Annotated in this window: 23 protein-coding genes; 18 read left to right on the forward strand and 5 right to left on the reverse strand. The window is 68.4% G+C overall.

The features are described from left to right. The 5 genes from EII42_RS04975 to purE all read left to right on the forward strand — a co-directional run. Positions 1 to 1319, forward strand: a 1319-nt coding sequence (locus EII42_RS04975) for a tetratricopeptide repeat protein (RefSeq protein WP_148098038.1), incomplete at its 5' end; no start/stop codon positions are given. A gap of 79 nt (positions 1320 to 1398) precedes the next feature. After that, the gene (locus tag EII42_RS04980) at positions 1399 to 2187 is read left to right on the forward strand and encodes a biotin--[acetyl-CoA-carboxylase] ligase (protein ID WP_125171018.1); all 789 of its coding nucleotides are present in this window, start codon (positions 1399 to 1401) and stop codon (positions 2185 to 2187) included. A gap of 12 nt (positions 2188 to 2199) precedes the next feature. Next, a complete protein-coding gene (locus tag EII42_RS04985) occupies positions 2200 to 2706 on the forward strand; it encodes a PH domain-containing protein (protein ID WP_125171019.1) in 507 nt (168 codons plus the stop codon). A gap of 27 nt (positions 2707 to 2733) precedes the next feature. Beyond that, entirely contained in the window at positions 2734 to 3882 is a 1149-nt protein-coding gene (locus tag EII42_RS04990) for a 5-(carboxyamino)imidazole ribonucleotide synthase (protein WP_255416241.1), read from the forward strand. After that, a complete protein-coding gene (gene purE, locus EII42_RS04995) occupies positions 3875 to 4372 on the forward strand; it encodes a 5-(carboxyamino)imidazole ribonucleotide mutase (RefSeq protein ID WP_125171020.1) in 498 nt (165 codons plus the stop codon). Before EII42_RS04990 ends, purE begins: the two co-directional genes overlap by 8 nt. Before the next feature lie 74 nt (positions 4373 to 4446). Here the strand turns inward: purE and EII42_RS05000 are convergent, their stop codons facing one another. Both EII42_RS05000 and EII42_RS05005 read right to left on the reverse strand, forming a co-directional pair. After that, positions 4447 to 6006 carry a proline-rich domain-containing protein gene (locus tag EII42_RS05000; RefSeq protein WP_125171021.1) on the reverse strand — a complete coding sequence of 520 codons (1560 nt, stop codon included), beginning with the start codon at positions 6004 to 6006 and terminating at the stop codon, positions 4447 to 4449. Positions 6007 to 6078: 72 nt separating this feature from the next. After that, positions 6079 to 7407, reverse strand: a complete 1329-nt coding sequence (locus EII42_RS05005; protein ID WP_125171022.1) for an LCP family protein — start codon at positions 7405 to 7407, stop codon at positions 6079 to 6081. A 102-nt stretch (positions 7408 to 7509) separates the two neighbouring features. Between EII42_RS05005 and EII42_RS05010 the strand changes: the two genes are divergently transcribed. The 3 genes from EII42_RS05010 to EII42_RS05020 are packed head-to-tail and all read left to right on the forward strand — an operon-like array spanning position 7510 to position 11990. Further along, complete coding sequence (locus EII42_RS05010) at positions 7510 to 8964, forward strand: LCP family protein (protein ID WP_125171023.1); 1455 nt, start codon at positions 7510 to 7512, stop codon at positions 8962 to 8964. Between the two features lie 9 nt (positions 8965 to 8973). Continuing rightward, positions 8974 to 9939: a glycosyltransferase family 2 protein gene (locus EII42_RS05015; protein ID WP_125171024.1), complete on the forward strand. Its 966-nt coding sequence runs from the start codon at positions 8974 to 8976 to the stop codon at positions 9937 to 9939. Positions 9940 to 9956: 17 nt separating this feature from the next. Beyond that, on the forward strand, positions 9957 to 11990 hold the full coding sequence (locus tag EII42_RS05020; protein ID WP_158676409.1) for a prolyl oligopeptidase family protein: 2034 nt from the start codon (positions 9957 to 9959) through the stop codon (positions 11988 to 11990). Here the strand turns inward: EII42_RS05020 and EII42_RS05025 are convergent. After that, complete coding sequence (locus EII42_RS05025) at positions 11956 to 12603, reverse strand: TIGR03089 family protein (RefSeq protein ID WP_125171026.1); 648 nt, start codon at positions 12601 to 12603, stop codon at positions 11956 to 11958. The two genes, EII42_RS05020 and EII42_RS05025, sit on opposite strands and share 35 nt — an antisense overlap. Before the next feature lie 33 nt (positions 12604 to 12636). Between EII42_RS05025 and EII42_RS05030 the strand changes: the two genes are divergently transcribed. The 5 genes from EII42_RS05030 to EII42_RS05050 all read left to right on the forward strand — a co-directional run bounded on the left by EII42_RS05030 (position 12637) and on the right by EII42_RS05050 (position 19078). Continuing rightward, positions 12637 to 13710 carry a mannose-1-phosphate guanylyltransferase gene (locus tag EII42_RS05030; protein ID WP_125171027.1) on the forward strand — a complete coding sequence of 358 codons (1074 nt, stop codon included), beginning with the start codon at positions 12637 to 12639 and terminating at the stop codon, positions 13708 to 13710. Next, positions 13707 to 14546: a hypothetical protein gene (locus EII42_RS05035; protein ID WP_125171028.1), complete on the forward strand. Its 840-nt coding sequence runs from the start codon at positions 13707 to 13709 to the stop codon at positions 14544 to 14546. Before EII42_RS05030 ends, EII42_RS05035 begins: the two co-directional genes overlap by 4 nt. A gap of 97 nt (positions 14547 to 14643) precedes the next feature. Next, complete coding sequence (locus EII42_RS05040; RefSeq protein ID WP_199729801.1) at positions 14644 to 14904, forward strand: WhiB family transcriptional regulator; 261 nt, start codon at positions 14644 to 14646, stop codon at positions 14902 to 14904. Positions 14905 to 14915: 11 nt separating this feature from the next. Further along, positions 14916 to 17852 (forward strand): glycosyltransferase family 2 protein, encoded by a 2937-nt coding sequence (locus EII42_RS05045; RefSeq protein WP_125171029.1) that lies wholly within the window; start codon positions 14916 to 14918, stop codon positions 17850 to 17852. Beyond that, positions 17849 to 19078, forward strand: coding sequence for a DUF5719 family protein (locus tag EII42_RS05050; RefSeq protein WP_125171030.1), 1230 nt, complete (start codon positions 17849 to 17851; stop codon positions 19076 to 19078). Before EII42_RS05045 ends, EII42_RS05050 begins: the two co-directional genes overlap by 4 nt. 101 nt (positions 19079 to 19179) lie before the next feature. Here the strand turns inward: EII42_RS05050 and EII42_RS05055 are convergent, their stop codons facing one another. Continuing rightward, positions 19180 to 19593, reverse strand: a complete 414-nt coding sequence (locus EII42_RS05055; protein ID WP_125171031.1) for a metallopeptidase family protein — start codon at positions 19591 to 19593, stop codon at positions 19180 to 19182. A gap of 38 nt (positions 19594 to 19631) precedes the next feature. Here EII42_RS05055 and EII42_RS05060 point away from each other — a divergent pair, with 38 nt between their 5' ends. From EII42_RS05060 to EII42_RS05080, 5 genes are read left to right on the forward strand one after another with little or no spacing between them, the layout of a single operon-like run. Beyond that, positions 19632 to 19991, forward strand: coding sequence for a DUF3499 domain-containing protein (locus tag EII42_RS05060; protein ID WP_255416242.1), 360 nt, complete (start codon positions 19632 to 19634; stop codon positions 19989 to 19991). 12 nt (positions 19992 to 20003) lie between these two features. After that, on the forward strand, positions 20004 to 21356 hold the full coding sequence (gene manB / locus EII42_RS05065) for a phosphomannomutase/phosphoglucomutase (protein WP_199729802.1): 1353 nt from the start codon (positions 20004 to 20006) through the stop codon (positions 21354 to 21356). Between the two features lie 10 nt (positions 21357 to 21366). Next, positions 21367 to 21552 carry a Trm112 family protein gene (locus EII42_RS05070; RefSeq protein ID WP_233558282.1) on the forward strand — a complete coding sequence of 62 codons (186 nt, stop codon included), beginning with the start codon at positions 21367 to 21369 and terminating at the stop codon, positions 21550 to 21552. Then, positions 21549 to 22556 (forward strand): SIS domain-containing protein, encoded by a 1008-nt coding sequence (locus EII42_RS05075; RefSeq protein WP_233558283.1) that lies wholly within the window; start codon positions 21549 to 21551, stop codon positions 22554 to 22556. The genes EII42_RS05070 and EII42_RS05075 overlap by 4 nt, the downstream gene beginning before the upstream one ends. After that, positions 22553 to 22981, forward strand: a complete 429-nt coding sequence (locus EII42_RS05080) for a type II 3-dehydroquinate dehydratase (RefSeq protein ID WP_125171033.1) — start codon at positions 22553 to 22555, stop codon at positions 22979 to 22981. The genes EII42_RS05075 and EII42_RS05080 overlap by 4 nt, the downstream gene beginning before the upstream one ends. A gap of 3 nt (positions 22982 to 22984) precedes the next feature. Here EII42_RS05080 and EII42_RS05085 read toward each other — a convergent pair whose 3' ends face one another. Then, positions 22985 to 23227, reverse strand: a complete 243-nt coding sequence (locus EII42_RS05085) for a DUF3039 domain-containing protein (RefSeq protein ID WP_125171034.1) — start codon at positions 23225 to 23227, stop codon at positions 22985 to 22987. Positions 23228 to 23438 lie beyond the last annotated feature (211 nt).

Genomic DNA, 23438 nt, shown 5'->3' on the forward strand with positions numbered 1-23438 from the left:
CCCGTACCGGCAGCGGCTACCGCATCTCTGACTACCTGCTAGACCGCGACGAGCTGCCCACCACAACAACCGACTCCCTCTGGGAGGCCGCATGCGAACTCGCCACCCCCGAGGAGGCCTTCGCTATCGGTTTCTGGGCCTACGAGGCCGGCCGCACCCGCGAGGCCGAAACCTGGTGGCGCAAAGCCGCCGAGCAAGGCAACACCACAGCCATGTTCAACCTCGGCGTCCTGCTTGAGGAGCAGGGCCGCGTCGGTGAGGCCGAAGGCTGGTACGCGAAGGCCGCCGGGCAAGGTAACACCGGCGCCATGATCACCCTCGGCGTCCTGCTTAAGGAGCAGGGCCGCGTCGGTGAGGCCGAAGGCTGGTACGCGAAGGCCGCCGGGCAAGGTAACACCGGCGCCATGATCATCCTCGGCGTCCTGCTTAAGGAGCAGGGCCGCGCCGACGAGGCCGAAGGCTGGTACGCGAAGGCCGCCGAGCAAGGGCACACCGATGCCATGGTTAACCTCGGCGTCCTGCTCCACGAGCAGGGCCGCGTCGGTGAGGCCGAAGGCTGGTGGCGCAAGGCTGCCGAGCAAGGGCACACCGATGCCATGGCCGGCCTCGGCGTCCTGCTCCACGAGCAGGGCCGCGTCGGTGAGGCCGAAGGCTGGTGCGCGAAGGCTGCCGAGCAAGGCCACACCGACGCCATGAACAACCTCGGACGCCTGCTCCACGAGCAGGGCCGCGTCGGTGAGGCCGAAGGCTGGTACACCAAGGCCGCCGAGCAAGGCCACACCACCGCCATGGTTAACCTCGGCGTCCTGCTCCACGAGCAGGGCCGCACCGAGGAGGCCGAAACCTGGTGGCGCAAGGCCGCCGAGCAAGGCAACACGGACGCCATGGCCGGCCTCGGCGTCCTGCTCCACGCGCGGGGCCGCACCGAGGAGGCCGAAACCTGGTGGCGCAAGGCCGCCGAGCAAGGCAACACCACAGCCATGGTTAACCTCGGCGTCCTGCTCCACGCGCGGGAGCGCGCGCTCGAAGAGATGCGGGGCACGGCCGCGCGGTTGGGCCACGTCGTCGAAGCGAACGCCCTCGACCGGCTGCTCAAACAGCGGGGCCGGGCCGCCGACGCCGAAGGCTGGTGGCGCAGGGCCGCTGAGCTGGGCCACGTCGACGCCATGTACCGGCTCGGCTGTCTCTGGCTGGCCAGGGGAGACTCGGCCGAGGCGCGGGGCTGGCTGCAGAAGGCGGCGGACGAGGGCCACGAGGAGGCCGCCCGGCTGCTCACCCGGCTGGAGCAGCCTGAGGCCGACCAGCCCGACGAAGAGTAGGGCCCGCCCGCGCCCCAACCGCGCCCGCGAGCCTCGTCGGCCGCAATCCTTGGGCGGACGGGTGGGATAGGGTCTTCTCGTGTTCGATACCCGCCCTGACCCCGAGGCCATTTCGGGCCTGCTTCCCGGCCACACGATGTTCGGCCCGATCCGCGTCGTCGACTCCACCGGGTCAACGAACAGCGACCTCGCGCAGGCCGCGCGCGCGGGCGCCGCGCCGGGGCAGGTGCTGATCGCCCGAGAGCAGACATCGGGCCGCGGGCGGCTCGCCCGGCAGTGGGTGAGCCCCGCCGGCCGCTCGGTCTCCCTGTCGGTGCTGCTCGCCCCCCGGGCCGAGCCCAAGGACTGGGGGTGGCTCTCGCTGCTGACGGGCCTGGCCGTGCGGGCGGCCCTGGCGGGGCTGGCCCCCGCCGGCGTCCAAGTGACGCTGAAGTGGCCGAACGACGTGCTGATCGACGGGCGGAAGGTGTGCGGGATCCTCTCGGAGCGTCTGGAGCAGCAGGGGCGGGCGCTGGCGGTCGTCGGCCTGGGCATCAACCTCACCCTCACCGAGGAACAGCTGCCGGTGCCCAACGCGACGTCGCTCGCCATCGCCGGGTACTCGACGAACGCCAACGACGTGGTGGCCGGGGTGCTCAACGCATTCGAGCGCTACTACCGGAAGTGGGAGGCCAGCTCAACGCTGCGCGACGACTACCTCGCGCAGTGCTCCTCCATCGGGGCGGAGCTGACGATCACCCCCACCGGGGGCGCCCCGCTACCCGGGGTGGGCCACGGCATCGCCGCCGACGGCTCCCTGGAGGTGCGCACCGCCGACGGCATCCGCTCCTTCGCGGTCGGCGACGTGGTGCACGCCCGGCTGGCGTGACAGACTGCTGCCATGTCTTTCAACGAACGCCACCTCGGCGAGGGCGAGGTCATGGTCCTCAAACTGAGGGAACACCCGAAGCGGCTGTTCTGGCCGATCATCCTGCTGATCCTCCTGGGCGCGGGCACCGGGGCTGCCATCGGCTACCTGCCCGAGAACTGGGCCCCGTGGGGGAACTATGCGGTGATCGGGGTCGCGCTCGCGCTGTTCCTCGTCTTCGTGTTCTGGCCGTGGCTCAAATGGATGACGACGACGATCGCCATCACGGACCGGCGCATCATCACCCGCAGCGGCATCGTGAACCGCAAGGGGCACGACCTGCCGCTCAGGCGAATCAACAACGTCAACTACGACAGAGACCTGGTCGACCGGATCTTCGGGTGCGGAACCCTGACGATGGAGACGGCCGCCGGGCAGCCGCTCGAACTCCACGACATCCCGAACGTCGAGCGAGTGCACGTCGCCATCACCGACCTGCTGTTCCGCGACGGCCCGGACGGCGATCCGCAGGGCGAATGACCCGCCGACTCGCAGTAGAGTCGGGCCGTGCGCTATTCAGTAGGGATCGTTGGCGGCGGGCAACTCGCCCGGATGATGCAGCAGGCAGCCATTTCGTTGGGCATCGACGTGCGGCTGCTGGCCGAGGGGCCCGAGGTCTCCGCGGCCCAGGTGGTGCCGGACACCACGGTCGGCGACTACACCGACCTGGCGGTGCTGCGTGAGTTCGCCTCCGCCTGCCAGGTGCTCACCTTCGACCACGAGCACGTGCCCACCCAACACCTGACCCAGCTCGACACCGAGGTGCGGCCCGGGCCGGAGGCGCTGCGCTACGCCCAGGACAAGGCGGACATGCGGCTCAAGATGCGCGAGCTGGGGGTGCCCTGCCCGGAGTTCGTGATCTGCGCGAGCCCCGACGACGCGGTCGAGTTCGGCGAGCGGCTCGGCTGGCCCATCATCCTCAAAACCTCCCGCGGCGGCTACGACGGCAAGGGGGTGTGGCGTGTGCACGGCCCGGAGGAGGTGGCCGAGGTATTCGCGCACAAGCCGGAGGCCTCCGCGGGCAAGCCGGTGCGCGTCGTCGCGGAGGAATACATCGACTTCGTCCGCGAGCTGTCGGCGCTCGTGGTGCGCTCCGCCTCGGGCCAGGTGGTGGCCTACCCCATCTCCGAAAGCGTCCAGCGCGACGGGATCTGCGTCGAAACCACCACCCCGGCGCCCGGGCTCGACCCCGAGGTCGCCGCAGAGCTACAGGCCAGGGCGATCCTGGTGGCCCAGTCGCTGGGCACGGTCGGGGTGCTGGCCGTCGAGCTGATGGAGGCGCCCGACGGGCGCGTCCTGGTCAACGAGCTGGCCATGCGGCCACACAACACGGGCCACTGGAGCATCGACGGCGCGGTCACCAGCCAGTTCGACAACCACATCCGGGCGGTGCTGGATCTGCCCCTGGGCGCCCCGGACCTCACCGCAGAGGTGGTGGTGATGGCGAACGTGCTGGGCGGCGGCGAGCAGGACCTGACCGGCGCGCTGCAGCACGTCTACGCGCGCGACCGGATGGCCCACGTCCACCTCTACGGCAAGGAGGTGAAGCCGGGCCGCAAGGTCGGCCACGTCACCTGCACCGGTTTCGAGCTCGACGACGTACGCCGCCGGGCTCGGCACGCGGCAAACTATCTGATGGGAGTGAAAGATGACTGAACCGCTGGTCAGCATCGTGATGGGTTCGGACTCCGACTGGCCGACGATGCAGGCGGCCGCGGAAGCGCTGGCGGAGTTCGGAATCGCGTATGAGGCCGACGTGGTGTCGGCCCACAGGATGCCGGAGGCCATGGTGGCTTTCGGGCGAGCCGCGCACGAGCGGGGCATCAAGGTGATCATCGCGGGGGCGGGGGGAGCCGCCCACCTGCCGGGCATGCTGGCGGCGCTGACCCCGCTGCCGGTGATCGGGGTGCCGGTGGCGCTGAAGCACCTGGATGGGATGGACTCGCTGCTGTCCATCGTGCAGATGCCCGCCGGCGTGCCGGTGGCGACGGTGGCCGTCGGCAACGCCCGCAACGCGGGGCTGCTGGCAGTGCGGATGCTGTCGGTGGGCGACGACGCGCTGGTTCAGCGGATGGTGGAGTTCCAGGCCAGACTGAACGAGGAAGCCCAGGCGAAGGGCGCGCGAGTTCGGGCCCACGGCGCCTGAACCCAGGCAAAGAACAACGGGGGTGGCCGCGGTATCACGCGGCCACCCCCGTTTTACTTGGGTTGACGGGCGGGTCAGCGGAAGGTGACGCGCAGCATGCCCTCGCTGGTTTGTCCGCTGGTCGAGTTGTACATGCCGATGGCCTCAATGGGGCGCAGGAACTCCTCGAAGCCGGACATGACTTGCGTGACCGTGGGGGTGCTGAGCAGCATCTCAACGTCGATATAGGCCACGCCCTGGCCGTCACCCGACACCGCCTTCTGATAGCGCTCGGCCTTGCCGAGCCCATCGGAGAAGGCCAGGGCCGGATCGATGTTGAAGCTGTAGACGGCGCTTTCTCCCTGCTTGATCGCCTTGATTTCCACGCCGCTCATGAGCTGGCTCAAGTTCTGGATCAAGGTTCGGGCAATTTCCTCATGCTTGGCCATGTCCGGCGTGTCCACCCGGAAGAGGAAGGCGCCGGTGGCTGGGTTGAATGAGATCGCGATGCGATCGCCCACGAGCGCGCTCAACTCCTCAGCATTCTTGATGCCGAACCGTCCAAGCATTTCGCCCGTGGCGTTGTCGGCGGCCGCGAAGAACACCTCGGCGAATTCCTTCGGCAGGCTGAAGCCCAAGGCGATTGACGACGAGTTGGGCAGGGCATCAACGATTTCCTTGACCTTCTTGCCCGACGACATCTCCTGGTCGGCCGTGGTGTTAGCCACCAGCTCCAGGGTGTTGGTGGCGACCCGCAGAGAAACCGTGCCGTGCGACTTCGCGTAGTTGACGCCGGTGGGCAGGGCTTGCAGCTGCCCCTGGGTCAGCTTCTCTGCCGCCGAGGTGCCGAACCACACCACCGCCAGGGAGTCGCTCTTCACGGCCTTCATGTCGGACTTGTACTCCGGGTTGTCCGTGAGCGCGCCGTCCTTGAGGTAGTTCGCGTCCAGGCTGCCCTTGTGCAGCACCAGCGTGCCGTTCTGGATGAGGTAGTCGCCCTCGGCCAGATGCTTCTTGGCGAACTCCTCGGCCTTGGCAGTGTCCGTGGTGGCCATCGCGATGATCGGCGCGATGTTGTCAGCGTCCGGGCCGGTCATGGCGACGGTGATCGCGTCGCCCAGCCACGGCTTGATCTCGCTCTCGTAATCCGGCATATCCCCGTCCGGGATGAGGCCGTAGACGAGTTCCTTGTAGTCGTTGGTCTCCGGGACATCAAGCCCGGGGAACTTCTTGGCGATGTCGCGCAGCGCCACCAGGTTGGAGGCTCCGGGATTGAGATTGAGTTCGACGGCGGCCACCACGTCCTTCGGGATCGCGGAGCTAGCAGCCGAGACGCTGCCGCCACCGAGGAAGTAGTTGGCCAGGAAGAAACCACCCACGCCGAGTCCGGCGACGCCCAGCACGCTGGCTGCGATAACGGGGGCCTTGGACTTCTTCTTCGCGGGCGCTGCGTTCTGGGGGTAGCCCTGCGGCGGCATACCGCCGGGGTGCTGCATGTGCGGACCCTGAGGGGCGGGGCCGGAGGGCTGCGACGGGAACTGGGGGCCCTGCGGGCCGCCCTGGGCCTGTCCGTAGGGGTCGGGGCCGTAGTTTCCACTTGGCTGAGGCGGCATGCCTTGGCCGGGTTGGGGGAAGTTCCCAGGGTGCTGGCTCATTACCTCTCCATTCGTTATAGGTGGCTTTCACTAGGATAGGGGTAAGGGGGATCAGTTCGGGGTGGAGCCGGGTCAGCGGAAGCGTTCCAGCTGGTCCAGGTCGCTCTTGGCGATGGCCTCGAACACCTGGGGGGCGGCCTTAGCATCCCAGATCATGGAAGATCCCGCCTTCGTTTTTGCGTTCGGGTCCGACACGGGGACCGTCAACTCGATGCCGCTGCCGCTCCAACCGGAAACCAGGCCGGTGCCCGCGCTGAACAAAGCGCTCATTCCCGTGTTTTCCGTGCGGCGAAGAGTGGAGGCCACAGCAGCATTGACTCGCCAATAACGCACCGGGTTGATAAACGTCATTGGGTGGAGACTTTCTTTGACAATTTGGCCAAGAACTTCGCGCTGGCGCTCCATTCTTCCCAGGTCGCCGCGCGGGTCCTCTTTCCGCATCCGCGCATAGGCGAGAGCCGTTACCCCGTCGAGCCGCTGACAGCCTGCCGGGATGTCCAAGTGGGAGTCCTGATCCTGCCAGGCCCGCTCGGGGCAGACTTCGATGCCACCCACCGCGTCCACGAGATCCGCCAGGCCGGCCATCCCGATCTCGACGTAGCCGTCAACTTTGATGCCGGTATTGGCCTCTACCGTCTGGATCAGCAGGCTCGGGCCACCGAATGCGTAGGCGGCGTTCAGCTTGTTCTTGCCTTTCCCGGGGATGTCGATGTAGGAGTCGCGCGGCAGGCTCAGCAACACCGACTTGCCGCTCGTCGAGGTGTGCAGCAGCAGCATCGAGTCCGTGCGCCGGCCCTCCGTCGAGCCGGTGCCCAGGCGGCGCTGCTCCTCGTCGGTCAGGTCATCCCGGGCATCGGAGCCCACCAGCAGCACCGTGGTGCCCGGCTGATCGGGCAGCGTGGAGGCGGCCTCCGGCAGCGTGCTGACGGTCAGGTAGGCGTAGATCGGCGCGCCGACCAGGTAGATGATCCAGGCAAGGAACAGCAACAGCAGGGTGCGCACCGGCCTGAACCGCCGTCGACGCCTCCTGCGGGTGGGGCGGCTCGACGGCGGCTCGGCGGCCGCGGGGCGCGTCGGCTGGGCGCTCGGGTACACGGGCGGAGGGTGTCCGGGCTGCCCGGCGCCCGCGGCGGCTGGGTAACCGGACGGCACTGGGTACCCGACGCCGGTTGGGTGGGCGCCCGACGGCGGGTAGCCGCTGGGGGCTGGGTGGGCCCCCGAGGGCGGATAACCAGCGCCTTGCGGGGTTGCCTGGCCGACGCCGGGGCCCCAGGCGGGCTGCGCCGAACCCGGCTGCGGATAGTCGCCGGACGCGCCGTACTGCTCGGGTGTGGACAGCACCTTCGTCTCCTCCGTCTGAGGGTCCTGCCGATACAGCCAGCGCAAGTCTTCGTTGGTCACACAGCAATTCTACGCGCCCGTTTTGAGCCTTACTCGGCGCGCCGCGTCCCCACAATAAACGCGAGGATTGAGACTGTGTGAACCAAGTCAGGAGGGCGAGGGATGACTAATTCGTCGAGTGCGGGGAGTCACTGGCGTCGGGGGGCTGGTTTTCTGCTGCTCACGACATTTCTCCCCGGCGTCGTGCAGCGTTACGCGGGTCATAGGGCGTTGGGAACAATCGCCCTGCGGGTGTGGGGCGTCGTCGTCGGCATTGTAGTGCTCCTCGGCCTGGCGTTGTGGCTGTTTCCCGGGCCCATCGTCGGGCTTCTCCTCAGCCCCGGGGTGGCCGGTGTCGCGCGCATCCTGCTCTGGGTGGTTTTCGTCGGCTGGCTAGTCATGATGCTGGATGCCTGGCGGCTATCCAAGCCCATGTCCATGCCACAGAACGCGCGACTGGGCATGACGATCGCGGTGGTGACGTTGGCCGCGACGGTCGGCTTCAGCGCCGCCTATGTTTCGAGCCTCCTCGCGGCCGCCGCGAACGTCGCCCAAGTGCTGCCGGGCGGCGGAGAAACATCGGCCAAAGAGGGTCGGTTCAACGTTCTCCTGCTGGGGGTGGATGCGGCCGAGGACCGCGATGGTGTGCGCCCCGATTCCATCAACCTCGTCTCCATCGACGCGGAAACCGGCCGCACCGTCGTGTTCGGGCTACCCAGGAACATGCAGCGGGTGCCGTTCGCCGAGGGTTCCCCCATGCGCAAAGCCTACCCGAACGGGTTCCACTGCCCCGACGACAAGTGCATGCTAAACGCGGTCTGGACAGCGGGGGAGGACCGCGCCGCGGAGTTCCCGGCCGACGTAAACCCGGGCTTGGAGGCCACCAAGGCCGCGGTCAGCGAGACCCTGGGGCTAGAGATCAACTACTACGCGCTGGTCGACATGAACGGTTTCGCCAAGATGGTGGACGCGCTGGGCGGCATCCAACTGGACATTAAGAAACGAATCCCCATCGGCGGCGGCAGCTCGCCGGTGAGCGGGCACATCGAGCCGGGTGAGGGCGTGCACCTGGACGGCTACCACGCCCTGTGGTTCGCGAGGTCGCGCATCGGGGCGGACGACTACGAGCGAATGCAGCGACAGAAGTGCGTGCTTTCCGCCATGTCGAAGCAACTCGACCCGCAGACCGTGGCGGACCGCTTCGTCGAGCTGTCCGAGGCGGGAAAGGACCTGCTGAAGACCGACGTGCCCGGCTCGGAACTGGTCAACCTGGTCTCGCTGGCCGCCAAAGGCAAGGATTTGCAGGTCGCCTCGATCAACTTCTCCCCGCCGGTCATCGAACGCACCGCGAACCCCGACTTCCAGCTCATTCGGCGCCTGGTGCGGGAGCGGATCTCCGCAGCGGAACAGGCAGACGAGGCCACGCCCGCGGCCGAAGCGCCCACGGAAAGCGCGCAACAGGATCAGCCGAAGCCCGCCCAGCCCGAGGACAAGGCAGGGCCCGACGAAACTCCTGAGCCCTACCAGCCGGCCGGAGCCGTCGAGGACCTCGAACAGGTCTGTTCGGTCAGCGGATAGGCTCGGGTCATGAGCGTAAGTGTCGTGATGCCGGTGCGCGACGAGGAACGTCACCTCGCCGCCGCGGTGGAGAGAGTGCTGGCCCAGGACAGCCCGGGGCCGATGGAGGTGATCCTGGCCGTCGGCCCGTCGAGGGACGCCACCGCCGCCATCGCCCGGCGGCTCGCCGAGCGGCATCCCGAGGTGCGGGTGGTGGACAACCCCACCGGGCTGACCCCGGCCGGGCTGAACATCGCGATAGCGGCGGCCAGCCACGACGTCATAGTGCGCGTCGACGGCCACGGCGAGCTGGCTGATGGCTACATTCGAGAGGCGGTGCGGCTGTTGGAGGAAACGGGCGCCGCGAACGTCGGCGGGCGCATGGTTGCGGTCGGGCACACCCCCTTCGAGCGGGCGGTGGCCGCCGCCTACAACTCGCCCTACGGGCTGGGCGGCGGCGGCTTCCACCTGGCCTCCACGCCCGCCGGGCCAGCGGAGACGGTGTTCCTCGGGGTGTTTCGCAGGTCGGCGCTGGCGGAGGTCGGTGGATTCGACGAGAGCCTGCACCGGGCGCAGGACTGGGAGCTCAACTACCGTCTCCGGAAGGCCGGCCACCTGGTGTACTTCTCGCCCACCCTGCAGGTGACGTATCGCCCTCGCTCCACCCTGCGCGCCCTGGCCGTGCAGTTCTACCGGACCGGAAGCTGGCGCAGGGAGGTCATCCGCAGGCACCCCGACACGGCGGCGGTGCGCTACCTTGTTCCGCCGGTAGCGGTGGCCGGGTTGGCGAGCGGCCTCGTCGCGGGGCTGATTGGGCTGGGCTTGCGCAACCGGCTGGCCGCGGCGCTGCTCGCGCCCGCCACCTACGCCGTCTTTTTGATCTTCGCTGCGTCTCGAATCCGGACGGACCCCGCCGCTAGGCTATGGCTGCCACTCGTGCTGGCCACCATGCATTGCTGCTGGGGAGCTGGATTCTTCCGGAACTCCCCGGCCTGAACCCGAGGAGTTGTTGGATGTATCCCGCCGCGCGTCGCGACGAGGTCAATATCGATATCGCCGGACGGCTGGTGCCCGACCCGTACCGCTGGCTCGAAGGCGACGGCGCCGACGTCGCGCTGTTCATCGATCAACAGAACGCCCATTCCCGGCCCTACCTGGAGGCGCTCCCGGAGCGGAAAGGGTTCGTCGAGATCCTCACCCGGCTGCTGGACGCGCCGGTGCGTGGCTGCCCGTGGCGGCGCGGCGATTGGCTGTTCGCGTGGGTGAACGACGGCGCGGACCAGCCCCGGCTCATCCGATCCGCCACGGTTGCCGGTTTGGAGAAAGCAGAAACCGTGCTCGATCCCAACCTGCTGAGCACCGACGGGAAGGCCGCCGTCGTGAGCGCCGTGGTGAACGACGACGCCACCCTGCTCGTCTATGCGGTCGCCGAGGGCGGATCCGACTGGCGCACGATCCGGGTGCTGGATCTCGAAACGCTCACCGACCTGGGCCACGAGATCCGTTGGACGAAATGGAACGACCCGGTGTGGCTGCCCGGTGGGCGGTCCTTCACCTTCCTGAGCTACGACGAGCCATCCGGCAACGCGCTCACCGAGGTGAGCCACACCGGGACGCTCACCGCGTTCAACGTCGACAGCGGCGAGCGCTCGACGCTGTGGCTGCCCCCGACGGAGCAGACCCACGGAACGCAGCTGCGCGATAACGAGTGGTTCGTGCTGGCCACCAGCGAACGTATGGAGCCGGAGACCCAAATCTGGGTGCGCCGTCACGAGGAGGAACAGCTACGCCTGCTGGTGGACGGGGCCCACGAGTGGTGGCCCGTCGTCGTGCGTGACGGCGAGCTGATTGCCGTCAGCTACGAAGACGCACCCCGCGGCCGGGCTGCGGCCGTCAATCTGGACACGGGGGAGACACGCGAGCTGTTGGCTCAGCACCCGAGCCGGGTCCTGGTGGGCCTGGAGCCGACGGCCGCAGGCTACGTCGCCCACTACATGGAGGACGCCCAGTGCCTCCTGGTGCCGCTCGATCGGCGGGGCAACCCGGGCGCTGAGCTGCCCGTGGGTGAGGCGTGCAGCATCAGCGGGCTCAACTCGCTACCCGACAGCGAGGAGGTTTTCCTCGCCACGAGCAGGTTCAGCGACCGCGGGGAGCGTTTCGTGGCCCGGCTCCGCGGGGCAGAGCTCGTGTCCTGGGAGCGGATCGAGCCGGCGCCGGGCGCGGTGAACGTGCCCTGCCGGGTGGAACGCTTCGAGGTGAACTCCAGCGACGGCGCGGCGGTCCGGTCGTTCATCCTGCGCCCGACGTCGGCGCAGGCGGGGCCGCAGCCCACGCTGATCTGGGGGTACGGGGGATTCAACATCCCGATGGTCCCCGAATACCGCACCGTCCTGTCCGCCTGGCTCGCGGCGGGCGGCACGCTCGTCGTGGCCAACCTGCGCGGCGGCGGCGAGTTCGGCGATGCCTGGCATGCGGCGGGCACCAGGGAGCGCAAGCAGCAGGTCTTCGATGACCTCTACGCCGTGGCCGAGGGGCTCATCGCGCGGGGCGTGACCACCGCACACCAGCTGGGGCTGCACGGGCGATCCAACGGCGGGCTCCTGGTGGGCGCCGCGCTGACGCAACGCCCGGACCTGTGGGCCGCAGCGGTGCCGGGCGTGGGCGTGCTTGACATGCTGCGCTTCCACAAGTTCACGGTCGGCTGGGCCTGGACCTGGGACTACGGCGACCCGGACGACCCGGCGGCCGCCGAATACCTGCTGGCCTACTCTCCGGTGCACAACGTGCGCCCGCAACGCTACCCGCCGACGCTCATCACCACGGGCGATCACGACGATCGCGTGGTGCCCGCGCACTCGTACAAGTTCGCGGCCCAGCTGCAGCACCTCGGCGAGGGCGGGCCCTTCCTGCTGGCGGTGGACACCCGCGTCGGCCACGGGCAGGGCAAGCCGAAGTCGGCGTCGCTCGCGGAGCTTGCCGATCAGCTGGCTTTCCTGGCGCACCACACCGGGCTCACGCCCGCCACCGCGTTGCCTTCTCCGCAGTGAGAGCCCTGTCGATCTCGTGCCCGTTCAGCCCACAAATCACGACGCTGGACCCGCCGCCCAGGATCGGGGCCAGTAGGAGGGCGGCGACGGTCGGCCAGTCGAAGTCGGGATCGACGAAGGCCAGGCGGTCGCGCCTGCCGGGGACCGCCAGGTCGGCGTGGCTTCGGGACCCCCAGGCCGGGTCGTCGGGTTCAGGCTGCGGCGCGAGGGCCGCATCAGGTTGGGCCAGCACGTCCGCGTAGTCGATGGCGCCGTCTCGGGGAGCGGGTAGCCCTCGCCCCAAGGGATGCATCGAGCAGGCGACGGTGGTCTCCCCGCATCGGGCATCGTCGCCGTTGACCACGACGAACTCGGCCCCGTCGGGCACCCCGACGACCAGCTCGCGGCCGCTGAACCACGTCGCCGCGACCCACACGAGGGTCACCCAGTGTCCGGGGTCAGTTTCCGCCAGCCCCAGGCAGACCCGCTGACCTGTCGCGCAGTCGTCGAGCAGGTTTGCGGTTTTGGCGACCCAGTTGTTGAAGGTCACCCCGGAGAGCTCGATTCGCGAGTCCGGGTCGTAGTAGGTGAGCAGCGGTCCCGGGCCGAGCCGGGACAGGGCCGTGTTCAGCATGCGGGACATGCTACCGGCAGGTACGGTGGCCCTATGCGTTACGTCGTGATCATGGCTGGTGGTTCCGGTACCAGGCTTTGGCCGTTGTCTCGGAAGGGCCGCCCGAAGCAGTTGTTGGAGATTTTCGAGGGCAAGTCGCTGCTTCGGCTGGCCTATGAGCGGCTGAGGGGCCTGGTGCCCGATGAGCGGGTTCTGGTGTGCACGGGACGGGCCTATGCCGACGACGTCGCGCGGCAGCTGCCGGAACTGCGTCGGGAGAACATCCTCGGCGAGCCGGAGGGCCGGGACTCGTTGAACGCCGTGGCTTGGAGCGCCGCCGTGCTGGCCCACCGCGACCCGGAAGCAGTGGTGGCGATGGTGACTGCCGACCAGGTGATCACGCCGGTGGATCGCTTTCAGACGGCTCTGGGCATCGCCTTCCAGGCGGCTGAGCGGCACCCGAGCGCGTTGGTGACGCTGGGCGTGGTGCCCGACGAGCCGCACACCGGCTACGGCTATCTGCACCGAGCCGAGGAGGTGGAGCCGGGGGTCCATCGGGTGGCGGAGTTCAAGGAGAAGCCGAGCCGGGAGGTGGCCGAGGCGTACCTGGCCAGCGGGGAGTACTGGTGGAACGCTGGAATGTTCGTCTGGCAGGCGGCCACCTTCCTCGGCCAGCTGACGCAACTGCTGCCGGAAACGGCACGCACCGTTCGGGAGCTCGCGGAGCACCCCGAACGCCTCGACGAACTGTTCCCGAGCCTGCGCAAAATCTCCGTCGACTACGCGGTCATGGAGCCGGTTTCACAAGGAAAAACGGATGCTTGTGTGCTCAGCGTTCCACTCGACGTAGAATGGAGGGACGTCGGAGGCTACGTGAGCTATGCGGAGCTGCTGGGATCCGACGAACAGGGAAATATCCGTAGCGGTCGAACTGTGTCGATGAACTCATCACACTGTATCGTCGTTAACATGACTGGCTCGGAGCACGTCGTCGCGACACTCGGCTTGGAGCGGAAGCTGGTGGTGGTCACCCGCCAGGCGACGCTCGTGGCGGACCTGGACGACGTCGAGCAGGTTAAGCAACTTGTGGCACTAGTGGAGGAAGAACAGGGAGCAGATTGGGCATGAACGATCAGCAATCTCGACCTAGCATTTGGCCGTCGTTCTGCGCCGGCGCTCTGCTCATAGCGGGCGCCTTCGACGTCGCGGCCGTGCTGTGGACCCGGATTGCTGCGTTCGACAGCGCCTACTCCGTGCCGATGTTCTGGCCGCTCTGGATTGCTGCGGTGCTCACCGCCGGCGGCGATCGCATGCATCTCGGCGTACGGTTCGCGGTTGCGGGCGGCACCGCGCTGGGTTCGGTCACGATTGCGGGCCTGGCCTACATGTCCCGCGCCCAGGTCATGGGCAACACCGTGGTGTTGCTGGAGACGGTGGCCTACTGCCTGATGGGCTTCGCTCTCACCTTCTGGGTGCTCTGGGACGCCGACCGGCGCAGCAAGACCTCGCTGGCGAAACCACAAGCTAGCCAGCCTCAGCCCAGATCGCCACTCAGCCCAGCGCCGTTTTCTGTTCTGGAGCGCAGCCGTGCGTTGAAGGACACCTCACTGCTCAGCCGGACGGCTGCGGCCATCAAGCGCTCGAAGCGGCCTGCGCACGGTGGGAATACTCCCATCCCGCGCCCCACGGCCCCCGGCCCTGCGGTGCGTCCCGTTGCGCCCACTCCCATCAGCCCGACGGTTCAGCCACTCAGCCCGGCCAGCCGGCCCCCGGCGCCGGGGGCCACCGCTCAGCCGCCGGCCAGCCCGGCCACTCCGTCGCTGAAGCTATCGTCAATGGGCACAGCCGACGCCAAGAGCTGGAGCCAGGCTGGCTCGCCTTGGCCGAGCAAGGATCTGGATGACCCCGATGGCACCGTGCTTCGGCGGACTCGGATTCGCGGTAGGAGAAGTGATAAGGGCTAACTGACGTTGCTGGTTTGGCGAACTGCGAGTCGTTTTTCGCGTCCGGGGTTGACGCAAGCGAACAACACTAGTGTAATTTTTAAGGAAGGAGGGGGCCATGTACGACGAACTAGCAGCATTTTTGGAAGGGGACGATGTCGCTTTCGCCTGGCAGACGGAAGCGCTCTGTGCGCAGACCGACCCCGAAGCCTTCTTTCCCGAGAAGGGCGGCTCGACCCGTGAGGCCAAGCGAGTCTGTCAGAGCTGCACAGTGCGCGCTGAATGCCTCGAATATGCGCTCGCCAACGACGAGCGCTTTGGAATCTGGGGCGGGATGTCTGAGCGCGAGCGACGCAAGCTCAAGCGCTCAGCCGGCTGACGGGAGGAAGCGTGAGCGAACCCGACGAGGGGGAGCGCTTTAAGGAACTTTGGGCTTGGGCAGATCAATACGACGATGAGGAAGCGATTCCTCCCGTCTCCCCGGCCTCGGTCAAGGCCATCCTGGTGGCCTGCGACGCCGAGGAGTGGCTGTCTGACGCTCTGAAAGCGCTAGTAGACAGTGCACTCAGGCCGGGGCGCATCGTCGCCGTGGACGTGGGTTCCCGCGACGGGACCACGCTCCTGTTGGCCGAGGCCCGTCAACTGGGCGTGATTGACGAAGTGGTCAGCGTTAGCCGGATGCCGTTCGGTGAGGCTGTCGCCGCGGCGCTCGACGGCACCGAGGACTGGCTGTGGTTGCTGCACGACGACTGCGTCCCCCGACCCACGGCGCTCACCGAGATCACGCGCGCCGCAGCCACCGCGGACGTCGTCTTCCCCAAGCTTCTGCACCCCAAGCGGCGCAACTATCCGGACATCATCGCCGAATGTGGGCAGTCAATTTCGCGAACTGGATTCCGGGTTGGCGCGGCCGAGGAAGGGGAGGTCGACCAGCGGCAGATCGAGCCGGGGGCGGTGCTGGGCGGCTCGACTGCGGGCATGTTCGTTCGGGCTTCGACGTGGTGTGAGCTGGGCGGGCTGGCCCCCGAGGTCCCCAACCACCGCGCCGGGGTCGACTTCGGTTGGCGAGCCAACGTCGCGGGGCACCGCGTCGTGACGGCTCCGCTGGCGGCCATCGCGCACAGCGCGGCGTCGCGAACCTTCCAGCGGGTCGGGCCCGAGCACCCCCATCGCGACGACCGGCTGGGGGCGCTGCGCATCGTGGCCGCGCGCGGCACTAGCCGGCTGGCGCTGCGGCTCAGTAGTTGGTTTCGGGCATTCGGCTACCTATTGGCCCGCTCGCCGTCCTTCGCTGGGGCGGAGTTGCGTGCCCATCGAGAGTTTCGGGCCACGCCGGAGAAGACCAGGTCGCTCGCGAGCCGCATCCCCGCAGGCGACACGTCCGCGGCCGACGACCTCCTGGCCCCCAAACTGTGGGCCATCAAGCACGGCTTCGACAGGCTCGGCAGTTCCTTCATGGATCGCTGGCGCGAGTTTTCCACCGACACCTCCCTGGACGACCTGACCTCGGACGAATACCAGAGCGTGGCCTCCCAGAAGCGGGCGCGTTTCGCTCCGCACGCTATCGTCGTGGCGCTCTTCGCGGTCGTCGGCATCCTTGCGGGATGGCGATTCTGGGGTACCGCGCCCGTGGCGGGAGGGGGGCTGCTGCCCGCGCCGAGCGGCTTCGACGACATCTGGCAGTCGTACCTGGCCTCGGGCATGCCCGCCCTAGGCATCGGCGCCGTCGTGAGTTTCTTCACCTTCGGCTACCTGCAGTTGATCCCGCTCCTGCTGGTGCTGCTCGGGCCCGCCCTGGCGGCCGCCACAGCCAACTCGGCCCTGCGCGCGGCCGGTCTCGCCCCCAAGACCAGCGCGGTTGGGGCCGCGGTGTGGGCGGGAGCTGTGTTGACGCTGGGCCTGCCCTCGGCCGGCGACGTCAGCGGTCTGGTGTTCGCGGTTGTTGCTCCGCTGCTGGCCAAGGCCGGTTACGCGATGCTCACCGACGACGCCACCGGGGCGGAGGGGCTGCGCCGTCCCGCCGTTGGTGCCTTCTGGCTGTTCGTCCTGGCGGCGTTTTGGCCGCCTGCGCTGCTGATCGCCACAGTTGTGGCGCTGATTCTGGTCTTGGCCTGTGGCCGGCCCCGAGCGCGCTGGGCGATGCTCGTGGCCCCCGTCTGGGTGCTCTTTCTGCCCTGGCTGGGCGCGCTGTTGAGCAATCCCGCGCGGTTGCTCACCGGGGTGGATCCCTTCGCGTGGCCGGCCATCCCGCCGGCAAGCTACGCGCTATTCGCCGGCCGGATCTTCCGCGCGGGCATACCCATCTGGGTGAACATATCCTTCTTCGGCCTGCTTGGCATCGTGGTCCTCTGGTGCCTCATGCGCATTGTTGGCGCGCGCAGCCGGTGGATGTTCACGCTCGCGCTCGGCCTGCCGCCGCTGATCGGGGTTGCGGTCTCTCGGTTCGCTTTGCCGCTCGGCGACGGCGAGGTGCGGGCGCTGCTCAGCCCCTGGCTGCTGCTGGCGGTGGCCTCTGCGGTTGCGGCGATGGTGGTGGAGCGCCGCCAGAATGAGCGATCCTGGCCGATCCCGCTCGGCCTCGCCGCCGTCGCGGCGCTGACGCCCGTGCTCGCCTGGCCGTTCTTCGGCCTCACCGGGCCGGTGCAGGCCAAACACCCGGAGCTGCCGGGTTACGTGACCTCGGTTCTGGAGTCGCCCCGGCTTAGCCGGGCGCTGCTCGTGGAGAAGACACGAGGCAGGCTCGCCTGGAACGTGGTTGACGCGCAGGATCCGCAGTGGGGTTCCGGCGAGTTGCGGCCGCAGTACGCGGCGGAGTTTGAGGGCCTCGTGCAGGTGTTCACTGGCGGCCCGGTGCCCGAGGATCTGGCCAGCCAGCTGATGGGGTTGGGCGTGTCCCACGTTTGGCTCTCGGGGTTCACCGAGGACGAGCTGCTGGTGGTGGCCAACGCGGACGGGCTCACTTCAGCGCCCGACGGCGACGAGGCCACCGTGTTCACCGTCGTGGGCTTGGTCAGTCGGGCGCTGGTGCTGGTGCCGGGGCAGGAGCCACAACCCGTCGTCGACGGCGTGGTGCCTGCAGGCGGCGACGACCGGCTGCTGCGGATCAGCGAGGCCGGAGTGACCGCCCGCGTCGCCGGCCATACCCTGGAGCCTGCGGAGGAGCCGGGCACATTCCGCCTGGGCGAGCTGTCGGGAACACTCGACTTCCGCCCCGCGCCCAGCGCGTTCGGACCTTGGCTCAGCCTGGTCATCTTCGCCCTGCTGGCGTTGTTCGCTATGCCGTCGCTGGGGCAGGCCGACGGCGCCCGACGAGCTGGGAGCAGATGATGAAGATTCATCCGGTTCAGGCAGGGACACTTCTGCTGGTTGGCGCGGCCGCGGTTGGTTTGTCGTTGGTCGCGCCCGGCGACGTGCCGCGCTACACGAAGGTGGCGCCACCGCTTGACACGCGGGTGGCCTGCCAGCCGACAGTGCCCGGCGAGTTGTTGCTCACAGGCACCAATCTCCAGCTCGCGAAGCACGGCGGCCAGACCCAGACCATCCAGGCGCCGTCGATCACGACGATCGAACAGCTCCACACCGTCCGCGGGATCCTGCCCAGCGGCGGCATCTTCGGCACGGACAAGAGCTGGACCCCGTGCCAGCAGGCGGCCACCAACGGCCAGGTGATTTTCCCGTCGGCTGAGGCCGCTCAGTTGGTGCTGACTAACCCCGATAGCCGGGAAGCCTCCGTCGACATCAAGATTTACAGCTCGGCAGGCGAACTACAGGCGCTCGGCACACGCGGCATCAACCTGGCACCGGGGGAGACACGCCCGGTGGCCGTCTCGGTCCTGGCCGCGAGCACGGAGGGCGCCATCGGCGTTTACTGGCAGACCAGCCGGGGCCGAGTGATCGCCAGCGGCAACACCGTTGGTACGGCGCAGCGCTACGTCATCCCGCCGCTCGGCAGCGCCCCGCGACACGAGTTGCCGGGGCAGGCAGCGGGCGCGGAGCCGAAGCTCCTGCTGCTCAACATGAACGCCGAGCGGGCCTCCGCCACGGTCAACTTCCACTCGCCGACGGCCACCTTCGTCCCGGCCGGCGGCGAAGACGTGTCGATTCCCCCGCACTCCGTCGTCCAACTGGATCTTGCCCAGGGCGTGGCGGGCGAGCCGGGCGCGTTCACGGTGGAGGCGGACCGGCCGGTGAGCGCGCTCCTGATCACAGGAGGCGCACAGCCCCAGGCGGCCAGCGGAGCGGCGGCTGCGGACACCGCGCTGAGCGCGCTGCTGCCCGGCGGCTCCACCCTGCAATTGACGAACCTGTCCGCGCAGGAGACCAGCGTCGAGGTACTCATCGGGGGCCAGCCCACCACGCTGAGCGTCGCCGCACGGGCGACGGGTGTCGTCGCAATTCCCGAGGGGGATCCGGTGTTGGTGGAGGCCAGCGCTGAGGCTCAACTGTTCGGCGCCGGCGTGACGCCCGACGCGACCGCAGTGATCCCCCTGACCCCAACTAAGGTGCCCGACCCCGACCCGATGGAGGCGGAACTGGTCAGAACGCTGCGCTAGGGCCCGCGTCGGAAGCGTCGCAGGCGAGGACGCTGCGGGCTCCTAAACACCTGCGTGGTGCGCCGGAGCCTGGCACGATCTGCGGGCGCGGGGCCCGGCTGTCAGTCCTCGTCCAGGCCCAGCGATGAGATGCTGCGCCCGGTCAGCGTGGAGAGCTGCTCCACGAGGGTTCGGTGCACCAGCCTGCGCAGCTCTCGCGGGGTTTGGGCACGCCGTTCGATGGGGCGTTCGTATAGCACCACGCGGGCGCGTTCGCGGCGTGAGGCCTCGACGGCGGCCGAAAGCGGAACGCGGTCGCCGGACCAGGCGCTGTTCAGGTAGGGCACCTCCTCGACGCCTACCACGATGTCGTCGAGGGCGTTCGGATCCCTGGCCAGGACACGCGAGATGGCATCCATCAGGCACTCGTTGAAGAAATCGGGCCGTGAAGAGCGCTTCCTGAGCCGGCTCGGGGAGCCGGGCAGCGCCAGCGAACCACGGATTCCGCGATCATGTCGGTCTCTCCTGCGTGGCATAAGGCAACTTTATCCCCACAAGGTTTAAGCTCTCGCTTGTGCGCAAATGTTCTCGGACTGCCTGCCTGGCTCCCGCGGTGGCAACCATGACCTTCGCCTACGCGGACTCGACTGCGGTTCTGGGTCCGCTCGCGACGGATCGTGAGCCGGGAGCCTACGACCTGTGTGCGCGGCACGCGGAGTCCATCTCGGTGCCCATGGGGTGGGAAATGATTCGGCTGTCGCCCGATGGAACGAACCCGACCGAGCGGGTGGGCGACGACCTGATGGCGCTGGCGGACGCGGTGCGGCAGATCGGGCTGCGTCACGACGACCCGCCGCCCCCCGTCGTGGCCGAGCCCCTGGTGCCCGAGCCCGTGGTGCCGGGGGCGCCGCACCTGCGAATCATTCGGAACTAGCTGGAGCGAACCGTGCTGAAAGACGTCATCTTCAAGGCCAACGACATCCGGGGCGTCGTCTCCGGGCCGGATCCGCAATGGGACGAGGTGGGGGCTAGGGCGCTAGGCGCGGCGTTCGTCGAACTCACGGGCGCGACAAAGTTCGTGCTCGGGCGGGACATGCGCCAGCGAGGGGAGGAACTGTCCACGGCGTTTGTCGACGGCGCCCGCCGGGCTGGCGCCGACGTCGTGGCCCTTGGGCTGACCAGTACCGACCAACTCTGGTTCGCCTCGGGCGAGACGAGCCTGCCGGGAGTCCAGTTCACGGCCAGCCACAACCCGGCGGAATACAACGGCATCAAGTTCTGCCTGGCCGACGCCAAACCGGTGCCAACGGACTTCATGGAGCGGCTGCGCGGGCTTGCGCACACTGTCGAGATCGGTGATGAGCTGCTCGGACAACTGACCCACTGGGATTCCTTGCCCGGTTACGCCGCGAAGCTCAACGCTCTGGTTCCCGTAGCGGGTACCAGAGCGTTGAAGGTGGTCATCGATGCCGGAAACGGCATGGCGGGCCACACCGCAGGCGCGGTGTTGGCTGGACGCAACCTCGACGTCGTCGGGCTCTACTTGGAGCTGGACGGCTCTTTCCCGAACCATCCGGCGAACCCACTGGTGCCGGAGAACCTGGTGGACGCGCAGCGAGCAGTGCGCGAGAACGGCGCAGATCTTGGGCTGGTCTTCGACGGCGACGCCGACCGCTGCTTCATCATTGACGAGCGCGGCGAGGTGGTGGACCCGTCGGTGATCACCGCGATGATCGCGACAGCAGAATTGGCTCGGGAACCCGGCGGAGTGATTGTTGTGAACACCATCACGTCGCAGTGCGTTGCCGACGCGGTCGGAGACCGGGGGCGGCTGGTTCGCTCAAACGTGGGACACACTTATGTGAAGGGGCTGATGGCCAGCGAGGGTGGCATCTTCGGTGGGGAACACTCCGCCCACTACTATTTCCGCGACTTCTGGTCCGCAGACACCGGCATGTTGGCGGCGCTGCACGTGCTGGAGCAGGTTCGTTCCGGCGGCAGGCTCTCCGAACTGGCGAGCGTGTATGACGGCTATTCGCGTTCGGGGGAGATCAACTCCACGGTGTCCGACGTTGACGCGGTGCTGGAGCGGGTGGCCGGGGCCTTCGCCTCCCGCGGGGAACTCGCCCGCGGTGACGGATTGACGGTGCGGCACGAGTCGGGCTGGTGGATCAACCTGCGCCCGTCGAACACGGAGCCCCTCCTGCGGCTGAATGTCGAGGCCAGGGAGGAAAAGACCATGCGCGAGCTGCGCGACGAGACGCTGGCGCTTGTGCGTGGCCCGGGCGCGGCAGATTAGACTTTGGCGCATGGCGAACATGGAACTGTCCTCGGAATTGCTGGCGATCCTCGCGTGCCCCTCCTGCCACGCGAAGTTCGCCGTGGACTACGACGCGAAAGAGCTCGTCTGCTCCAACCAGGGCTGTGCGCTGGCTTACCCGGTGCGCGACAACATCCCGGTGCTCCTCATCGACCAGGCCCGTTCCACGCTGTGAGAGAGTTCCTGGACAGCCGGCTGGAGGAGCCGGAACTGGTTGATCACGAGGGTCTGCGTTGGCTGGCCTCGATGGGTGCGCGTGTGCGTCGGGCGGGCTTGTACGGCCAGCTGCGGGCGCTGGGGGATCTGCAACGCCCGCGGGGGGTGCTGCTGCTCGGGCCGGAGGCCCGGCTGATCCGCGCCGTGCTGGAGCCGGTGTGCCCGGTGCCGATGATGGCCTGGCAGGGCGCACGGTTGCCGGCCTGGGTGGGGCCGTTGGACATGGTGGCCATCGTCGGGACGGCGGGTTCTGCCGACACGGTAGCGGCCGGCGCGGAGGCCGCCCGTCGGGGTGCGACGGTGCTAGCCGCAGGCAGCGAGAACGGCGAGCTGGCCAGGGCCGTCGCCAAACCGACATCAGTGCTGTTGCGCGCGGAGGAGGGTGACCCGACGGCGTCTGCGGTCGCGCTGCTGGCCGTGCTGGGTCAACTCGGTCTTGGCCCGATGGTGGACGTGGAGTTGGTGGCCGCGGCCCTGGACCTGGTGGCGGAGGGCTGCTCGCCGCTTCGGGATCTGTCGGTCAACCCCGGAAAGGTGCTGGCGCAGCAGCTGGCCGAGCATGTCCCGTTCATCTGGGGCGGCACGGTGCTGGCCCACCGCGCCGGGCGCAGGCTGGCGGAGGCGGTGCGGCGAGCCAGCCAGGTGCCGGCGCTGGCTGCGGACGCTGCGGAGCTGCTGGCCGTGCTGTCTGGGGTGCAACCACGGGATCCGTTCGCGGATCCGGAGGACAGCCCGCCCCAGCCGCTGCTGGTGCTGCTGGACGCGGACAAAGCGACGGGCTACCAAGCAGAACAGGCCGGGCGGCTGGAGGCGGAGGCGCTGCGCACCGGGGTGCCGGTGGCCACGATGTCCTCGGGAGAAGCTGATCTGGGCCGCACCACCGTCGAGGCATACATGACGTTGCTGGCCACCGGATTGTACGGCGCCGAATATCTGCGCGTCGGGCTTGGAGGAATGAATTGAGTAATCGAGTTCTGGTGCTGAATGGCGCGAACCTGGGCCGGCTGGGCACGCGACAGCCGGAGATCTACGGGTCGATGACCCACGAGGAACTGGAGCGGCACCTGGTGGAGAGCGGGGCTGATCTGGGCCTTGACGTAGAGGTTCGTCAGACCGACGACGAGGGTCAGCTGATCGCTTGGCTGCACGAGGCGGCCGACGTGGGCGCAAGTGTCGTATTGAATGCCGGCGCCTGGTCGCACTACTCGTATGCCATCGCCGACGCGGCCCAACTTGTACGCCGCTACGTCGAGGTGCACATCTCCAACGTCTACGCCCGCGAGGACTTCCGTCGGCAAAGCGTGCTGAGTGCCGGGGCGGCCGGGGTCATCGTCGGGTGTGGGGTGGGCGGCTACGACCTGGCGCTCGTCCACCTCGCGACCGCTTAAGAACTATTCTCCCGGGTTGAGCGACTGCCAGATTTCCTTGCAGTCGGGGCACACAGGGTAGCGGTCTGGGTTGCGGGAGGGCACCCAGACCTTGCCACACAGTGCGACGACCGGGGTGCCGTTGACCATGGCCTCGGTCAGCTTGCTCTTGGGCACGTAGTGGGAGAAGCGATCCTGATCGCCGTCCTCGAATAGTTCTGTTCGTTCTTCGACAGCGGTCTGGGAACCGGGGGCAAGCTCACTCATGGGGCCATTCTAGGCCCTGCTCTGCGAGTCATGCCGGGGCGCGAGTCATGCCGGGGCGCGGCGCACCGAATCGGGCGATCCTCACCCTTAGCTTCCTGACCTGTGCATCCGGTACGGCGGCAGATGTTTCAGCGCCCAGGTCGTCTAGCTCGGAGCGTCCTCGTTCCCGGCAGTACTTTCGAAGCAGGCTATGGGCGTGCCTCTGGCTGGG

It is taken from the genome of Tessaracoccus sp. OH4464_COT-324, from assembly GCF_003932855.1.
Classification (GTDB): Bacteria; Actinomycetota; Actinomycetes; order Propionibacteriales; family Propionibacteriaceae; genus Arachnia.

Bases quoted from the DNA above. Each gene is read 5' to 3' on its own strand.
- EII42_RS04985 (WP_125171019.1), top strand. From the start codon at position 2,200: ATGTCTTTCAACGAACGCCACCTCGGCGAGGGCGAGGTCATGGTCCTC.
- purE (WP_125171020.1), top strand. From the start codon at position 3,875: ATGACTGAACCGCTGGTCAGCATCGTGATGGGTTCGGACTCCGACTGG.
- EII42_RS05000 (WP_125171021.1), bottom strand. From the start codon at position 6,006: ATGAGCCAGCACCCTGGGAACTTCCCCCAACCCGGCCAAGGCATGCCG.
- EII42_RS05010 (WP_125171023.1), top strand. From the start codon at position 7,510: ATGACTAATTCGTCGAGTGCGGGGAGTCACTGGCGTCGGGGGGCTGGT.
- EII42_RS05015 (WP_125171024.1), top strand. From the start codon at position 8,974: ATGAGCGTAAGTGTCGTGATGCCGGTGCGCGACGAGGAACGTCACCTC.
- EII42_RS05020 (WP_158676409.1), top strand. From the start codon at position 9,957: ATGTATCCCGCCGCGCGTCGCGACGAGGTCAATATCGATATCGCCGGA.
- EII42_RS05025 (WP_125171026.1), bottom strand. From the start codon at position 12,603: ATGCTGAACACGGCCCTGTCCCGGCTCGGCCCGGGACCGCTGCTCACC.
- EII42_RS05030 (WP_125171027.1), top strand. From the start codon at position 12,637: ATGCGTTACGTCGTGATCATGGCTGGTGGTTCCGGTACCAGGCTTTGG.
- EII42_RS05035 (WP_125171028.1), top strand. From the start codon at position 13,707: ATGAACGATCAGCAATCTCGACCTAGCATTTGGCCGTCGTTCTGCGCC.
- EII42_RS05040 (WP_199729801.1), top strand. From the start codon at position 14,644: ATGTACGACGAACTAGCAGCATTTTTGGAAGGGGACGATGTCGCTTTC.
- EII42_RS05050 (WP_125171030.1), top strand. From the start codon at position 17,849: ATGATGAAGATTCATCCGGTTCAGGCAGGGACACTTCTGCTGGTTGGC.
- EII42_RS05055 (WP_125171031.1), bottom strand. From the start codon at position 19,593: ATGCCACGCAGGAGAGACCGACATGATCGCGGAATCCGTGGTTCGCTG.
- EII42_RS05070 (WP_233558282.1), top strand. From the start codon at position 21,367: ATGGCGAACATGGAACTGTCCTCGGAATTGCTGGCGATCCTCGCGTGC.
- EII42_RS05085 (WP_125171034.1), bottom strand. From the start codon at position 23,227: ATGAGTGAGCTTGCCCCCGGTTCCCAGACCGCTGTCGAAGAACGAACA.